Source organism: Comamonas sp. AG1104 (assembly GCF_003350425.1).
Classification (GTDB): Bacteria; Pseudomonadota; Gammaproteobacteria; order Burkholderiales; family Burkholderiaceae_C; genus Comamonas; species Comamonas testosteroni.
On sequence record NZ_QQAS01000003.1, the window covers coordinates 112,451 to 125,989 of the forward strand.

At 62.5% G+C, this 13,539-nt stretch carries 14 protein-coding genes; 3 read left to right on the plus strand and 11 right to left on the minus strand.

All coding sequences use genetic code 11. The features are described from left to right. Positions 1-106: 106 nt before the first annotated feature. Positions 107-1,876 (plus strand): alkaline phosphatase, encoded by a 1,770-nt coding sequence (locus tag DFO48_RS09035; protein ID WP_114863496.1) that lies wholly within the window; start codon positions 107-109, stop codon positions 1,874-1,876. Between the two features lie 33 nt (positions 1,877-1,909). Here DFO48_RS09035 and DFO48_RS09040 read toward each other — a convergent pair whose 3' ends face one another. The 8 genes from DFO48_RS09040 to DFO48_RS09075 form a co-directional block, all read right to left on the minus strand. Then, positions 1,910-2,545 (minus strand): DNA-3-methyladenine glycosylase I, encoded by a 636-nt coding sequence (locus DFO48_RS09040; RefSeq protein ID WP_114863497.1) that lies wholly within the window; start codon positions 2,543-2,545, stop codon positions 1,910-1,912. Positions 2,546-2,683: 138 nt separating this feature from the next. After that, positions 2,684-4,168 carry an amino acid permease gene (locus DFO48_RS09045; protein WP_114863498.1) on the minus strand — a complete coding sequence of 495 codons (1,485 nt, stop codon included), beginning with the start codon at positions 4,166-4,168 and terminating at the stop codon, positions 2,684-2,686. Between the two features lie 285 nt (positions 4,169-4,453). Further along, positions 4,454-5,149: a hypothetical protein gene (locus tag DFO48_RS09050; RefSeq protein WP_114863182.1), complete on the minus strand. Its 696-nt coding sequence runs from the start codon at positions 5,147-5,149 to the stop codon at positions 4,454-4,456. 112 nt (positions 5,150-5,261) lie between these two features. Continuing rightward, positions 5,262-5,714, minus strand: a complete 453-nt coding sequence (locus tag DFO48_RS09055) for a c-type cytochrome (protein ID WP_034348584.1) — start codon at positions 5,712-5,714, stop codon at positions 5,262-5,264. Positions 5,715-5,899: 185 nt separating this feature from the next. Further along, positions 5,900-7,498 carry a bifunctional phosphoribosylaminoimidazolecarboxamide formyltransferase/IMP cyclohydrolase gene (gene purH, locus DFO48_RS09060; protein ID WP_114863183.1) on the minus strand — a complete coding sequence of 533 codons (1,599 nt, stop codon included), beginning with the start codon at positions 7,496-7,498 and terminating at the stop codon, positions 5,900-5,902. 87 nt (positions 7,499-7,585) lie between these two features. Then, positions 7,586-7,819, minus strand: a complete 234-nt coding sequence (locus tag DFO48_RS09065) for a Fis family transcriptional regulator (RefSeq protein WP_003071135.1) — start codon at positions 7,817-7,819, stop codon at positions 7,586-7,588. Continuing rightward, complete coding sequence (dusB, locus tag DFO48_RS09070; RefSeq protein ID WP_114863184.1) at positions 7,816-8,880, minus strand: tRNA dihydrouridine synthase DusB; 1,065 nt, start codon at positions 8,878-8,880, stop codon at positions 7,816-7,818. The genes DFO48_RS09065 and dusB overlap by 4 nt, the downstream gene beginning before the upstream one ends. A 155-nt stretch (positions 8,881-9,035) precedes the next feature. Beyond that, on the minus strand, positions 9,036-9,689 hold the full coding sequence (locus tag DFO48_RS09075) for a M15 family metallopeptidase (protein ID WP_003075343.1): 654 nt from the start codon (positions 9,687-9,689) through the stop codon (positions 9,036-9,038). Between the two features lies 1 nt (position 9,690). On the opposite strand from DFO48_RS09075, the gene DFO48_RS25125 reads away from it, so the two are divergent. Together DFO48_RS25125 and DFO48_RS09080 are read left to right on the plus strand one after the other, a co-directional pair. Then, positions 9,691-9,966, plus strand: coding sequence for a hypothetical protein (locus tag DFO48_RS25125; RefSeq protein WP_147282731.1), 276 nt, complete (start codon positions 9,691-9,693; stop codon positions 9,964-9,966). Between the two features lie 12 nt (positions 9,967-9,978). Continuing rightward, a complete protein-coding gene (locus tag DFO48_RS09080; protein ID WP_042437679.1) occupies positions 9,979-10,500 on the plus strand; it encodes a YqaA family protein in 522 nt (173 codons plus the stop codon). A gap of 7 nt (positions 10,501-10,507) precedes the next feature. On the opposite strand, the gene DFO48_RS09085 is transcribed toward DFO48_RS09080, so the two are convergent. The 3 genes from DFO48_RS09085 to nadC all read right to left on the minus strand — a co-directional run bounded on the left by DFO48_RS09085 (position 10,508) and on the right by nadC (position 13,435). Then, positions 10,508-11,200: a hypothetical protein gene (locus DFO48_RS09085; RefSeq protein WP_003075340.1), complete on the minus strand. Its 693-nt coding sequence runs from the start codon at positions 11,198-11,200 to the stop codon at positions 10,508-10,510. Positions 11,201-11,463: 263 nt separating this feature from the next. Continuing rightward, entirely contained in the window at positions 11,464-12,462 is a 999-nt protein-coding gene (locus DFO48_RS09090; protein ID WP_114863185.1) for a tripartite tricarboxylate transporter substrate binding protein, read from the minus strand. A gap of 103 nt (positions 12,463-12,565) precedes the next feature. Beyond that, positions 12,566-13,435 (minus strand): carboxylating nicotinate-nucleotide diphosphorylase, encoded by an 870-nt coding sequence (gene nadC / locus DFO48_RS09095; protein WP_114863186.1) that lies wholly within the window; start codon positions 13,433-13,435, stop codon positions 12,566-12,568. Positions 13,436-13,539 lie beyond the last annotated feature (104 nt).

A 13,539-nucleotide genomic window follows, 5' to 3' on the forward strand; every position in this document is an offset into this window, starting at 1 on the left:
CTGCAGCAGACCGCTCTTGCGCTGCCTTCTGCAAAGACATGTTTGCTTTCACAGCCACGTCATGGACGCTTGCCACGCTCGCGTTTTTGTCAGCAATGAAAGCACCATGACCGACGAATCCAGCAAGCCGACGCTGCACAACCTGCTCAAAGACACTGCTGCCGAAGCCAGTGACCTGAACCGCCGCCGCTTTGTGCGCCAGATGGCCTGGAGCGCCGGCGCCATGACCGTGCTGCCGCTCGCGGCCTGCGGCGGCGATGACGGCCAGCCGGCGACGGAGCCAGCCGTTCCCAGGGTCAGCTTCGCCCATGGCCTGGCCAGCGGCGATCCGCTGTCCGACCGCGTGATGCTCTGGACCCGCATCACCCCGCCCGCCGGCCACCAGGCAGACATTCCCGTGCAATGGGAGCTTGCCAGCGATGCAGCGTTCGCCTCCATCGTGGCGCGTGGCGAGAGCAGCGCCACCGCCGCCAGGGACTTCACGGTCAAGGTCGATGCAGCCGGCCTCAGGCCTGCCACGGTCTATCACTTTCGCTTCCGCGCCCATGGAGTGACTTCGGCGGCAGCGCGCACGCGCACCCTGCCCACCGGCTCGGTGGCTCAGGTCAGGCTGGCTGTCTTCTCCTGCGCCAACTATCCGGCCGGCTACTTCAACGTATACGCCGATGCGGCCAGGCGCAGCGACCTGGATGCCACGGTACACCTGGGCGACTACATCTATGAGTACGCGCGCGGCGGCTATGCCTCGGCCCAGGCCGAGGCCATGGGCCGCCTGGTCAATCCTGCCGGAGAAATTCTCTCGCTGTCCGACTACCGCGAGCGCCATGCCCAGTACAAGAGCGATGCAGACCTGCAGGCTCTGCATGCTGCAGCGCCCATGATTGCCATCTGGGACGACCACGAATTTGCCAACGACACCTGGAGTGCGGGAGCCGAGAATCACCAGCCCGGCGAGGGCGACTTTGCCATGCGCAAGGCCGCCGCCATGCAGGCCTACCACGAGTGGATGCCCACGCGCACCGCGAGCGCCGAGCTGATCTACCGCAGCTTCGACTTCGGCGATCTGGTCTCGCTGCACATGCTGGACACCCGCGTGATAGGCCGCGACAAGCAACTGGACTATGCCGATTTCATGACCTCTGCCGGCATCGACTCGGCGGGCTTCACCACGGCCATGGCCAACCCGGCGCGTCAGCTTCTGGGGCAGACCCAGACACAGTGGCTGCAGCAGCAGATGGCTGCCTCCCGTGCCACCTGGCAGGTGCTGGGCCAGCAGGTGCTGATGGGGCGCATGAACATTCCCGCCCCCATACTCATGGAAACCATTCAAGCCGGTGCGGGCGTATCGGTCTCGCAGTATGCAGCGCTGGCGGCCAAGGCGCAGACCGCACCCGCGACGCTCACGCCTCAGGAGCAGGCCATCCTGGCCCAGCCCTCGATCCCCTACAACCTGGACGCCTGGGATGGCTATCAGGTCGCGCGCGAGACCGTTCTGGGCTCGGCGCGTCAGCTCGGCAAGAAGCTGGTGGTGCTGGCCGGCGACACGCACAACGCCTGGGCCAGCGAGCTGCAGGACATGAACGGCAAGGCCGTGGGCGTGGAGTTTGCAACCTCCTCGGTCAGCTCGCCGGGCTTTGAGCAATACCTGCCGGGCGAAGACCCCGCTACGCTGGCCGCTGCGCTGCAGCAACTCATCAAGCCGCTTAAATACTGCGACACCTCGCGCCGCGGCTACATGCTGGTGACGGCCACGGCGGACGCCTGCCGCGCCGACTGGGTGTATGTGAACACCATCAGCAGCCGCCAGTTCACGGCCAGCACCGAAGCCTCCATGAAAGTTCTGGCCAGCGCGCCGGGGCTGCTGGTCAAGGCCTGATCCCCGGACCCGCAAGGCGAAACGAGTCCGCCCTCAGGGCCTCTGAAAAGCGGCTCTGGCGCGCTCCACTTCAGCTCTGGTGATGCAGCCCGGCGCATGGTCGTTGACCATGCCCATGGCCTGCATCAGTGCATACATGGTGGTCGGACCGACAAACTTCCAGCCGCGCTTCTTGAGCTCCTTGGACAGGGTTTGCGACTCCGGCGTCTGGGCCTGAATGGTCGTGCCGGTCGAGGGCACAGCGGGCTGATAGCGCCAGAAGAACGCGGCCAGCGAGCCTTCGTCCTGGACCATTTCGATGGCCCGCTGGGCGTTGTTGATCACAGCTTCGATCTTGCCGCGGTGGCGCACAATGCCTGCGTCCTGCAGCAGGCGCTGAACATCGGCCTCGCCGAACTGCGCGACGCGCTGGAAATCGAAACCCGCAAAGGCTGCACGGAAGTTCTCGCGCTTGTTGAGAATGGTCAGCCAGCTCAGGCCGGACTGAAAGCCTTCCAGGCAGAGCTTCTCGAACAGGCGCTGGTCGCTGCCCACCGGGAACCCCCATTCGCGGTCGTGATAGTGCACATAGCCCGGCGTGGCCAGACACCAGCGGCAGCGCTGCTGGCCGTCTTCGGCGGACTGGGTGGGGGAGCGGGTCTGCGGGGTCTCGGTGGGTTCGGTACTCATGCCCAGCACTCTAACCAATGCAAAAGCCCTGCAGAGCATTCCCTGCAGGGCTTCTATTTTGATAGCTTGTTACGATTGAATTCAAACGATTTCAGATATAAAACATACTGAAATCAATGAATATCATGCGCTAGCAGCTCACTTGTTATCTGCCTGAGCCAGGCGCGAATGGCGCATGCCATAGGCCATGTAGATCAGCGCTCCCAGCGCCATCCAGCCCAGAAAGCGCAGCCAGGTCAGAGTGGTCAGATTCAGCATCAGATAAAAGCACAGCAGCGCCGAGAGCACAGGCAGCACCGGCACCCAGGGCACGCGGTAACCGGCTCCGGCGTCGGGGCGCTTCTTGCGCAGCAGCAGCACGCCGATGCTGACCAGCACAAAGGCCGACAGCGTGCCGATATTGATCATCTCCTCCAGCAGCTCCACCTTGGTGAAGCCCGCCAGGACTGCGACGACGGCACCCACCATCAGTTGCAGGCGTACCGGCGTCTTGCGCCTGGCCGAGGTCACGCTCCAGCTGCGCGGCAGCAGGCCGTCGCGCGACAGCGCCATCAGGATCCGGGCCGAGCCCATGAGCAGCACCATGACCACGGTGGTCAGACCCAGCAGCACGCCTACGGCGATCACCTGGGCAGCCCAGTTGGCGCCCACGCTGATGAAGGCCGTGGCCAGCGAGGGATTCTCGGCCTTGGCCAGCTCGGTGTAGGGCACCATGCCGGTCAGCGCCAGCGTGACCAGGATGTAGAGCAGGGTCACCAGCGCCAGGCCGCCGAAGATGCCGCGCGGCAGCGTTTTCTGCGGGTCCCTGACTTCCTCGGCCGAGGTGGCGACCACGTCGAAGCCGATGAAGGCAAAGAACACCAGCGATGCGCCCGAGATCACGCCCAGCCAGCCGTACTGGCTGGGGCGGGCGCCGAACAGCCAGGCCAGCATGGGCTGGCCCCAGACATCGGCGGTCACGCCATGCCCTGCCACGGGCGGCTGGGCCGGCGGCACAAAGGGCGTGAAGTTCTTCAGGTCCATATAGGTGAAGCCCACCACGATCACGAACAGGGTGATGGCGATCTTGATCAGGGTGAACACATTGTTGACCCGGGCCGACTCCTGCGTGCCCAGGATCAGCAGCCCGGTGAATACCGTCACGATGAAGAACGGCCCCCACTCCAGGCTGATGGCTCCCAGATGCAGGGTACTGGGAATGTCCACGCCTGCCGTGGCAAACACCGTGGACAGGTAAATGCCCCAGTACTTGGCGATCACCGCGCCGGCGGCAATCATCTCCAGCAGCAGATTCCAGCCGATGATCCAGGCCACGCCCTCGCCCAGCGTCAGATAGGTGTAGGTATAGGCGCTGCCCGTGACCGGCACGCTGGAGGCGAACTCCGCATAGCACATGGTGGCCAGCGCGCAGGTGGCGGCCGCCAGGATGAAGGAGAAAATCACGGCCGGCCCGGCAAAGCTGCCCGCCGCGCGCGCGCCGACCGAGAAAATGCCGGCGCCCACGGCCACGGCCACGCCGAGAATCATCAGGTCGAACGCGCCCAGGCTGCGTTGAAGTTGACGGCCCGGCTCGTCCGAATCGGCCAGCGCCTGTTCAATGGTTTTGGTTTTCAGCCACTGCATGCATATCCCCAGGCTCTTGGCCACGCTTATGGCGCGGCGCCTTCGGCCCGGTCCTTTTGTTCAAAACGGCATCCTAGGGATTTCACCAATAACGCGCAGATTCCCTGCAGCATCACCAGTCCATCGGCATGTTTTGTGCAGGCCCGGCTGCACACCCATCTCAAAACAGACTAGGCAGGCCCGCGCTTCACGAAGCCTGCACCGCGCTCAAAAATCGCGCCGCAGTCCTGCATGCAAGCGATCACTGACGCAGGATTCGCAATGGGCCTGGCCAGCCCCGAAAAGTCAGATGCGCGGAGGCTGCGGCGGCACATCGGCCGGACGAATCAGCAGGCAGAGCACTGGCACCAGCAGCAGCGCCGTGACCACATCCAGCACATGGTGCTGATGCACCAGCATGGTGGAGGCGCAGATGGCCACACTCCACAGCACCATGAGCACGCACAGCCCCCAGCGGCCACGCTGCCATTGCGCCTGGCAGATGGCCAGACAGGTCAGCGCTGTGTAGACGATGTGCAGCGAGGGCAGGAGATTGTGCGGCTGGTCCACAAAGAACATGGTCGCAAAAATGCTGCGATAGGGCTCCAGCTCGGGGATCACTCGGTCGAAGGCCAGATTCGCCGGAAACAGCACGAAGACCAGGCCGCAGATCAGCGTGGCCAGCACCTGGCGCTTGCCCAGCGCCGCCGTATCGGGCTGGCCCACCAGCCAGAACGGCAGGGCCAGAAACGGGAAAAACGAGAAATAGACAAAGATGAATTCCGGCACCAGCGGAATCATCGCGTCCCAGCGCGTGATGAAGTCATAGCGCTGGTCGCGCAGGCTGGCCAGCCAGTTGGCTGCGGGATAGATCGCGTAGGTGGCGATGTTCACCCAGATGGCCCAGAAGACAAAGCCGCGCTGACGCGCCGGGGCGTGCACAGGCGTGTGCAGGGCTTGATCGGCTTGGCTCAGCACAGGAGCGGGCTCGGGTTTTCTCATTTGAGGATTATGAAAGCAAGGCCTGCCACCCTGCGTAGGCTGCAAAGCAAAAAAGGCTGCCGGCGCCAAGCGCCAGCAGCCTTCAATTCACGCACGATCTCAGCAACCCGGCTTATTGAGCTGCAGCCGATAGCGCCTGAGCCGACAGCACCCAACGGGCCATCTGCAGAGAATCGGCCTCGCTGATTTGCGGGTGGCGCGGCATGATCACATTGCCCCAGACACCCACGCTGCCGCTGCGAATCTTGTCTGCCAGATAGCTCTGGGCATCGGCTTGCGAGCCGTACTTCTGTGCGATCTCCGTAAAGCCGGGGCCCACAAATTTGCGGTCCAGACCATGGCAGCGCATGCAATCTGCTCCCTCCACCAGCTTTCGGGCTGCCGCCAGCTCGGGCCTGGCTGCCACCAGCGCATCAGCCGCCTTCTCGGCCGTGCTCACCCGCATGATGCGCCAGCCGATATTGGCCACACCTAAGGCGCTAGCCACCATGACCAGCCCGATCAGCCAGCCAATCCAGCGCGGACGCGGCGGATAGTTTTCTTCGTCGTCGATGGGATCAGTCATACCAAGCACCAGATTCACAAAAAAGTATGGCCGGCAGACGCCAGCCATTGAGCACCTTACCCGAACAGGCATGACCCATCAAAGGGACAGCGAGCAAGAGCCGCCTCGCAGCGAGGCTGTCGTCCCCCTCCCGATGCCAAGCATCGAGAGAGGGGGAAGGCGCGATAGCGCCTCAGGGGGAGCAATCAGTGCCTGAAATGGCGCACGCCGGTGAACACCATGGCCACGCCACGCTCATTGGCCGCATCGATCACTTCCTGATCGCGCATGGAGCCGCCAGGCTGGGCCACGCAGGTAGCACCGGCATCGACCACCACGTCCAGGCCGTCACGGAAGGGGAAGAAGGCGTCCGACGCCACGACGGTGTTCTGCAGCGACAGCTTGGCGGCTTCGGCCTTGATGGAGGCGATGCGGGCCGAATCCAGGCGCGACATCTGGCCGGCACCAACGCCCATGGTCATGCCGTTCTTGCAGAAGACGATGGCGTTGGACTTGACGAACTTGGCCACGTTCCAGGCGAACAGCAGGTCGTTCAGCTCTTCAGGCGTGGGCTGCTTGACGGTCACGATCTTCAGGTCGGCCAGCTTGAGCTCGTGGTTGTCGGAAGTCTGCAGCAGCAGGCCGGAGCCGATGCGCTTGGATTCGATGGCGTTGCGGCCGTTGTCCCAGTCGGTTGCGCCGCCGGCGGGCAGAGCGATCTTCATCAGGCGCACATTGACCTTGGCCTTGAAGATTTCCAGGGCTTCGGCGCTGAACTCGGGAGCCATCAGCACTTCGACGAACTGCTTGGACACAGCTTCGGCAGCGGCCTTGTCCACAGGGCGGTTGAAGGCGATGATGCCGCCAAACGCGCTGGTGGGGTCGGTCTGGAAGGCCTTGGAATAGGCTTCGAAGGCGTTCGCGCCCACGGCCACGCCGCAGGGGTTGGCGTGCTTGACGATCACGCAGGCAGGGGTGTCAAAGCTCTTGACGCATTCCCAGGCCGCATCGGCATCAGCGATATTGTTGTAGCTCAGCTCCTTGCCCTGCAGCTGCACGCCCGTGGCCAGCGAGCCGGGAGCGGGGTACAGGTCGCGGTACCAGGCGGCTTGCTGGTGGCTGTTTTCACCGTAGCGCAGATCCTGCACCTTGATGAAATGTCCGTTGGACTGGCCGCCGAACAGGGCGCGCTCGGGCACATATTCTTCGCTGAGCTTTTCGTCTTCGAACTTGACGCTAGACAGGTAGTCGCTGATCGCTCCGTCGTACTGGGCAATGCGGTTGAAGGCTGCCACGGACAACGCAAAACGCAGCTTGTCGGACAGCTTGCCGTTCGCCTTGAGTTCGGCCAGCACAGCCTCGTACTGGTCGGCGGCAGTCAGAACGCCCACGTCCTTCCAGTTCTTGGCGGCGGAGCGCACCATGGCGGGGCCGCCGATATCGATGTTCTCGATGGCGTCGGCCAGCGTGCAGCCGGCCTTGGCCACCGTAGCTTCAAAGGGGTAGAGGTTCACGACCAGCAGATCGATGGTCTCGATGCCATGTTCCTTCAAAGCAGCCATGTGGTCGGGCAGTTCGCGGCGGGCCAGCAGACCACCGTGCACCATGGGGTGCAGGGTCTTGACGCGGCCGTCCAGCATCTCGGGGAATTGGGTGACTTCGGCCACTTCGGTCACGGGCAGGCCCACGCCTGCCAGCAGCTTGGCGGTGCCACCGGTGGACAGCAGCTGCACGCCAAGAGCGTGCAGGGCTTGCGCAAATTCGACGATACCGGTCTTGTCAGAGACGGAGATCAGAGCTTTCATGGGCGTCAATTCAAAGTTTGGATAAAAACAAGCTGCAAGTGCAGATATATCAGGCGCTTGCAGCTATGGATTCGGTAGCTTCGTCGTTCAGAGCAACTCGTGATCGACCAGTTTTTTGCGCAGGGTGTTGCGATTCAGGCCCAGCCATTCGGCGGCACGCGACTGGTTGTTGTCGGCCTGGCCCATCACCACTTCCAGCAACGGTTTTTCGACAAGACGAATCACCATGTCATAGACATTGGCCGGTGTTTCGCCCTCGAGATCGCGGAAATAGCCCTCCAGGCTATCGCGAACGACTTGTTCTAAATTCTGATTGCTCATGCAGCCATTTCTGCCGGTTCGTCCAGCTCGCTGCTTGGTTCAGCAGCGGCCGTGGCCGCCGGGATCCGCTCCATCTGCTGCCCCAGGGCATCCAGATAGTCGGCCACGGCCTGCCATTGCACCGCACAGTCCTCAATAGTGTTGATGTGTTTTCTGAACTCTTCCCCGCCCGGCAGAGCTCGCAGATACCACGCAATATGCTTGCGGGCGCTGCGCACGCCGACTCCCTCGCCATACAGGCTGTAGTGATCTTGCAAATGTTCGAGCAGCATGCAACGCAACTCGGCCACCAGGGGGGGAGCCAGATGCTCGCCGGTGGCCAGAAAATGCGCGATCTCGCGGAAGATCCACGGCCTGCCCTGAGCTGCACGGCCGACCATGATGGCGTCCGCCCCCGTATAGGCCAGCACATCGCGGGCTTTTTCAGGGCTGTTGATATCGCCGTTGGCCACCACGGGCACTTTGACGGCCTGCTTGACGGCCGCAATCGTGTCGTACTCGGCAAAGCCCTTGTAGCCTTGCTCGCGCGTGCGGCCGTGCACGGTCAGCATCTGGATGCCGACATCTTCAAACTGGCGCGCCAGCAAAACTGCGTTCTTGTGCGTATCGCACCAGCCGGTGCGCATCTTCAGGGTGACGGGCACGTTGTAGGGACGTGCGGCCTCCACCACGGCCTGGGCAATTTCCACGGCCAGCGGCTCGTTCTGCATCAGGGCGGAGCCCGCCCATTTGTTGCAGACCTTCTTGGCCGGGCAGCCCATGTTGATGTCGATGATCTGCGCGCCGCGCTCGATGTTGTAGATGGCAGCCTCGGCCATCATGGGCCCTTCGGTGCCGGCAATCTGGACCGAGATCGGACCAGGCTCGCCCTCATGGTTGGCTCGGCGACTGGTCTTGAGACTGTTCCACAAGTCCTTGCGGCTGGTCACCATCTCGCTGACCGCGTAACCGGCCCCCAGTGCCTTGCACAACTGACGAAACGGCCGGTCCGTCACACCCGCCATGGGAGCGACAAACAGACGATTTGCCAATGGAATATGACCAATGTGCAGGGCGGGCATGGAGAGAATTTGGTTGCTGCGGCAGGCAATATCTGGCGCAGACCGGGCGCTGGAAAAGAGGGCCGGATTATACCTGCTCAAATTTTCAGCAAAACCAAACTCTATGCATCACCCTGCGAGGCGAGTCACTATCGAGCAATGGCACCACCGGCGTCTCAGTTTTTACGCACCGGCATATCAAAGTACTGCTCCGGATAGGGCTCGCTGACCAGCGTGTAATGCCACCACTCCTCGGGCAGATTCTTCCAGCCATTGCGCTGCATCAGGTTGCGCAGCCAGCGGCGGTTGTGCTGCACATCGGGCGACTGCTGGGCATTGTCGGTATGCGATTGCTCGTCAAAGAGATCGAAGGGCGTGCCCATGTCCACTTCGATGCCGTCAGCCAACGGCCCACGCACCAGCTTTCTGGCGCGCTTGGCATCCACCACCAACAGCGTCATGTCCACAGTGCTGGCACGGCTGTGACCCGATTTCTCGGCGATGTAGCCACGCTTGAAGAGCTCGCTCTTGGGCACGCGCGGGTAATACATATCCTTGTTTTTCTGATCGGCCATATCGCGACCCCAGCGCACAAAGTCGTCGACGGCCGCCTGGGGTCGGTAACAGTCATAGACCTTGAGAGCCAGCCCCTGTCCTGCCAGTTCCTTTTGAACAGCTGCCAGAGATTCGGCGGCTATGCGGCTGAGCCAGCAAACCCCGGCTTCATAGCCAGCCACGGGGCGGCCCATGAAGTTGTGCTTGGAGACATAGCGCATGTCCTGCTTGATGCCGGGCGCCAGCGTCGCCAGCGGCACCAGATCGGCAGCCACCGTGACCGCGGGTTTGGCATCAGACGGCGCGATGGTCTTTATGTTCGGTGCGCAACCAGCTATCAAAAGCAAAGCGACCGCCAAGCCTGCTGCCTGGCTCGATCGCATCATTTTTTTTAGAGGGCTGAAAGCCATTCCTACTCCCATTGATCTGGCGTTACCGGATAACACCCGTGTACGCATTTGGATAAGAAACCATATATCAACAGCCTGCAACCAGGCTGATGATCGAGAAATGACAGGATGCAAAGTTCAGGGAATTGAGCGACCCGCCTAAACTAGCCGCCCTATGGAAGCGTGGATACATCAGTTGCTGCAATGGCTGGCCCTGCCGGAGCTGGGTCTTAGCACCGTGTTTGTCGTGGCCCTTGTCTCGGCCACCCTGCTGCCGCTGGGCTCTGAGCCCGTGGTGGCCGCACTGGTCTCAGCCAACCCCGACCTGTTCTGGCCCGCCATTGTGGTCGCCACGGCGGGCAACACGCTGGGTGGGGCCATCAGCTGGTGGATGGGACTGGCCGCCAACCAGGCCTGGAACAAGGCCAAGAAACTGCGCAGGCATGGAGAGCCGCCGCCCCAGAACATGCACCACAAGTCACGCTGGAACCGCATCGCTCGTTACTGGCTGCGCAAATACGGCGCCAAGGCCTGCCTGCTGAGCTGGCTGCCTGTCGTCGGCGACCCGCTGTGCGCGGTCGCCGGCTGGGTACGCCTGCCTTTCTGGCCTTGCGTCGCCTATATGGCAGTTGGCAAATTCCTGCGCTATACCTTGATGACGGCAGGCCTGCACCAGATCATTCAGCGCTTTTTTTAGCTCCAGCTCAAGGCAGAAACGAGGGCGTCAGCAGACGCAAGCCCAGCGAGAACCAGCGCTGGTTGCCTTCGCCAAGGCGGTTGCCGTAGGTCGCATCAATCTGCACTCTGTCCGGCACGACCCAGTAACGCATGCCCACCTGCACCAAAGGCTTGCCCGAGCCCTGTCCATAAGTCTCGGCAATCAGCCAGGTGCGCTCCCGCAACTGGGTCTCGCTGCCCAAGCCCCAGGTCAGATGATTACTGCGCGTACCCTGCTCGCGCAGCCAGCCCAAATTGGTGTGCAACACCACTTTATCATCAGCCAGCGACCAGCTGACGGGCACATAGGCATACATATCGTGACCGCCACCCGCATCGCGACGCGGGTCGCGCGACATGCCTGCAGCCAGCCCCCAGCCCCAGCCATTGGTCTCCAGCGTCTTGAACAGCGTCTTGCCCTGAAGCATCTGTGCGCTGCCACGCGTGCTGCCGTTTTCACGGCTCAAAGCCCCGCCCATGGTCAATTCCAGGTTGCCGGTGAAATTGCAGGCCGGCTGCGCCCAGAACTCGGTATGTCCTTTGGGGCTTTTGACCCAGCTCTCAAGCTGGCAGGCTTTGGCATCGACGATGCGTGCATCATCAGTATTCATAGGGCGGGCCGCATAGGCCGCCGTGGCCAGAGTTGCAACCGCTACCGGCAGCAGCTTGTGTAAAGTCATGAGTTCCCTCCCTGCTATGTGCTTTATTCAGAGGCGTTGCTCTGCGGCAATCAACCGCTTGGCAGAAGATTAGCGCAGCACTGTGACACAGCTTGGGCAGCCCGACAATCCAAGTGTTTTTCTGACTTAGTCCTTGTACGACAAGTACATGAAGCTATTGATTGATGAGCAACAAAAAAGGCCCGCAGCATTCGCGCGCGCATTCCAATGACCGTTTCCACTGCCTTCCCGCCAGCAGCCCCCCCTAAGACAGACATGCGGGCTCAATCCACCTTCAGACCAAGACTCCGGGTCACCACGGCATAGCGGTCCATATCTGCAAGAATCTGTGCCCCGAATTGAGCTGGGGACTGCTGCATCAGCGTATAGCCCTGCTCGCGCAGCGCCTGCTGCATCTCGGGCTCGGCCAGTATCTGCGTCAGCACCTGGTGCAGATGGGAGATCACGGGCTGCGGCGTGGCGGCCGGCACCAGCAGGCCATGCCACTGCTCTACGGCAAAACCGGCCAGACCCTGCTCGGCCACCGTGGGGACATCAGGCAGGGATGCGACGCGGGCCGGTGCCGTGACGGCGATGGCCCGCACGCGGCCAGCCGCTATCAGGGGCGCAGCGCTGCTGGCCGTGACCACCGCCACAGGTAGCTGCGCTGCAGCTACCGCAGTGATGGCCGGGCCGCAACCCTTGTAGGGCACATGCTGGAGGCTTGCATGGGCGGCCTGGGCCAGCATCTCACCCGCCATATGCTGGGGCGTGCCGTTGCCGCAGGAGGCAAAAGACAAGGGCTGGCCAACGGTCGCCCCAGCCAGCGCATCGTGCAGATTGCGCACGCTGCTTTGGCTCGGTACCACCAGCACCGAAGCGATGCTGCCGGCATTGAACACGGCCTTGAAGTCCCGGCGCGGATCGAAGTCCAGATGCCGGTAGACACCGGGGTTGATGGCAAACGAGCTGTTGACCATGAGCAGCGTGGCGCCGTCGGGGGCGGCATCGGCCACGGCGCGTGCGCCGATATTGCCACTGGCGCCGGGCCGGTTCTCCACCACTACGGACTGGCCCAGGCGCTGCTGCATGGCCGCGCCCAGGCGACGCGCCAACAGGTCCGTGCCGCCGCCTGGCGGAAAGGTCACAACGATGGTGATGGGCTTTTCAAAACGCACAACCGCCATGCCCGCGCGGGCATGCCAAATCCCCGCAGCCGTCACCGCCAGCGCGGCAGCAACCAGTACCGCCCAGCTGCGGCGCTCCTTAAGCACGGCCTTCATCAATGCGCCCCTAAAACAAGGGATCGCAAGCAAGCGCCGCTGTGAAGCGAGGCTATCCTCCTCCCATGGAGGCAAGCGCCAAAGCCGCTCAGGGGGCAGGCCATCAAGCGTCCAGACCTATATCGAGCACGCGCGCGCTGTGCGTGAGCCAGCCCACGGCAATCTGGTCCACGCCCGTGGCAGCCACGGCAGGTGCAGTTTCAGGGGTAATACGCCCCGAGGCTTCGGTGATGGCCCGGCCCTTGCACATGCCGACCGCAGTGCGCAAATCATCCAGGCCCATGTTGTCCAGCAGCACCACATCCACGCCCAGTTGCAGTGCCACATCCAACTGGGCCAGCGTATCCACTTCCAGCTCGATCTTGACCATATGTCCCACGCCCGCACGAGCACGCCCCACAGCCGTGGCGACGTCGCCGGCCAGTGCAATGTGGTTGTCCTTGATGAGTACGGCGTCGTCCAGGCCAAAACGGTGGTTGCTGCCGCCACCGACACGCACGGCATACTTCTGCAAGGCGCGCAGGCCCGGCATGGTCTTGCGCGTGCAGGTCACTCGGGTGCCAAAGGGCTTGATGGCCTCGGCAATCGAATGCGTGGCGCTGGCCACGCCACTGAGATGACAAAGGTAGTTGAGCGCCGTACGCTCGGCCGTGAGAATGGCTCGGCTTTTGCCACGGATGCGTGCGATCTCCATGCCTGGCTGCAGCAGCGTGCCGTCTGCGCAGCGGACGTCAAACTCCATGCGAGCATCCATCAGCACAAAGGCCAGACGTGCCAGATCAAGTCCGGCCAAGATGCCATCCTGCCTGGCCACCAGGCGCAACTCGCCCACCGCATCGGCAGGAACAATGGTGTCGGTGGTCAAGTCTGCGGCGCGCCCCAGATCTTCCAGCAAGGCCATGCGCACCAGCGGCTCCAGCATCACATCAGGCAGGGGAGGAACAGGTAAGGCCGCAATCTTATTAATGCTCATATTGAGTATTTTTAGTTCAATAAAAAACGCAAAGACTTCCAGATCGCTTTCAGGCCTTACGCAAACCGACTTATGCTAAGTCTGAGCATTATTTAAGTCAAGCA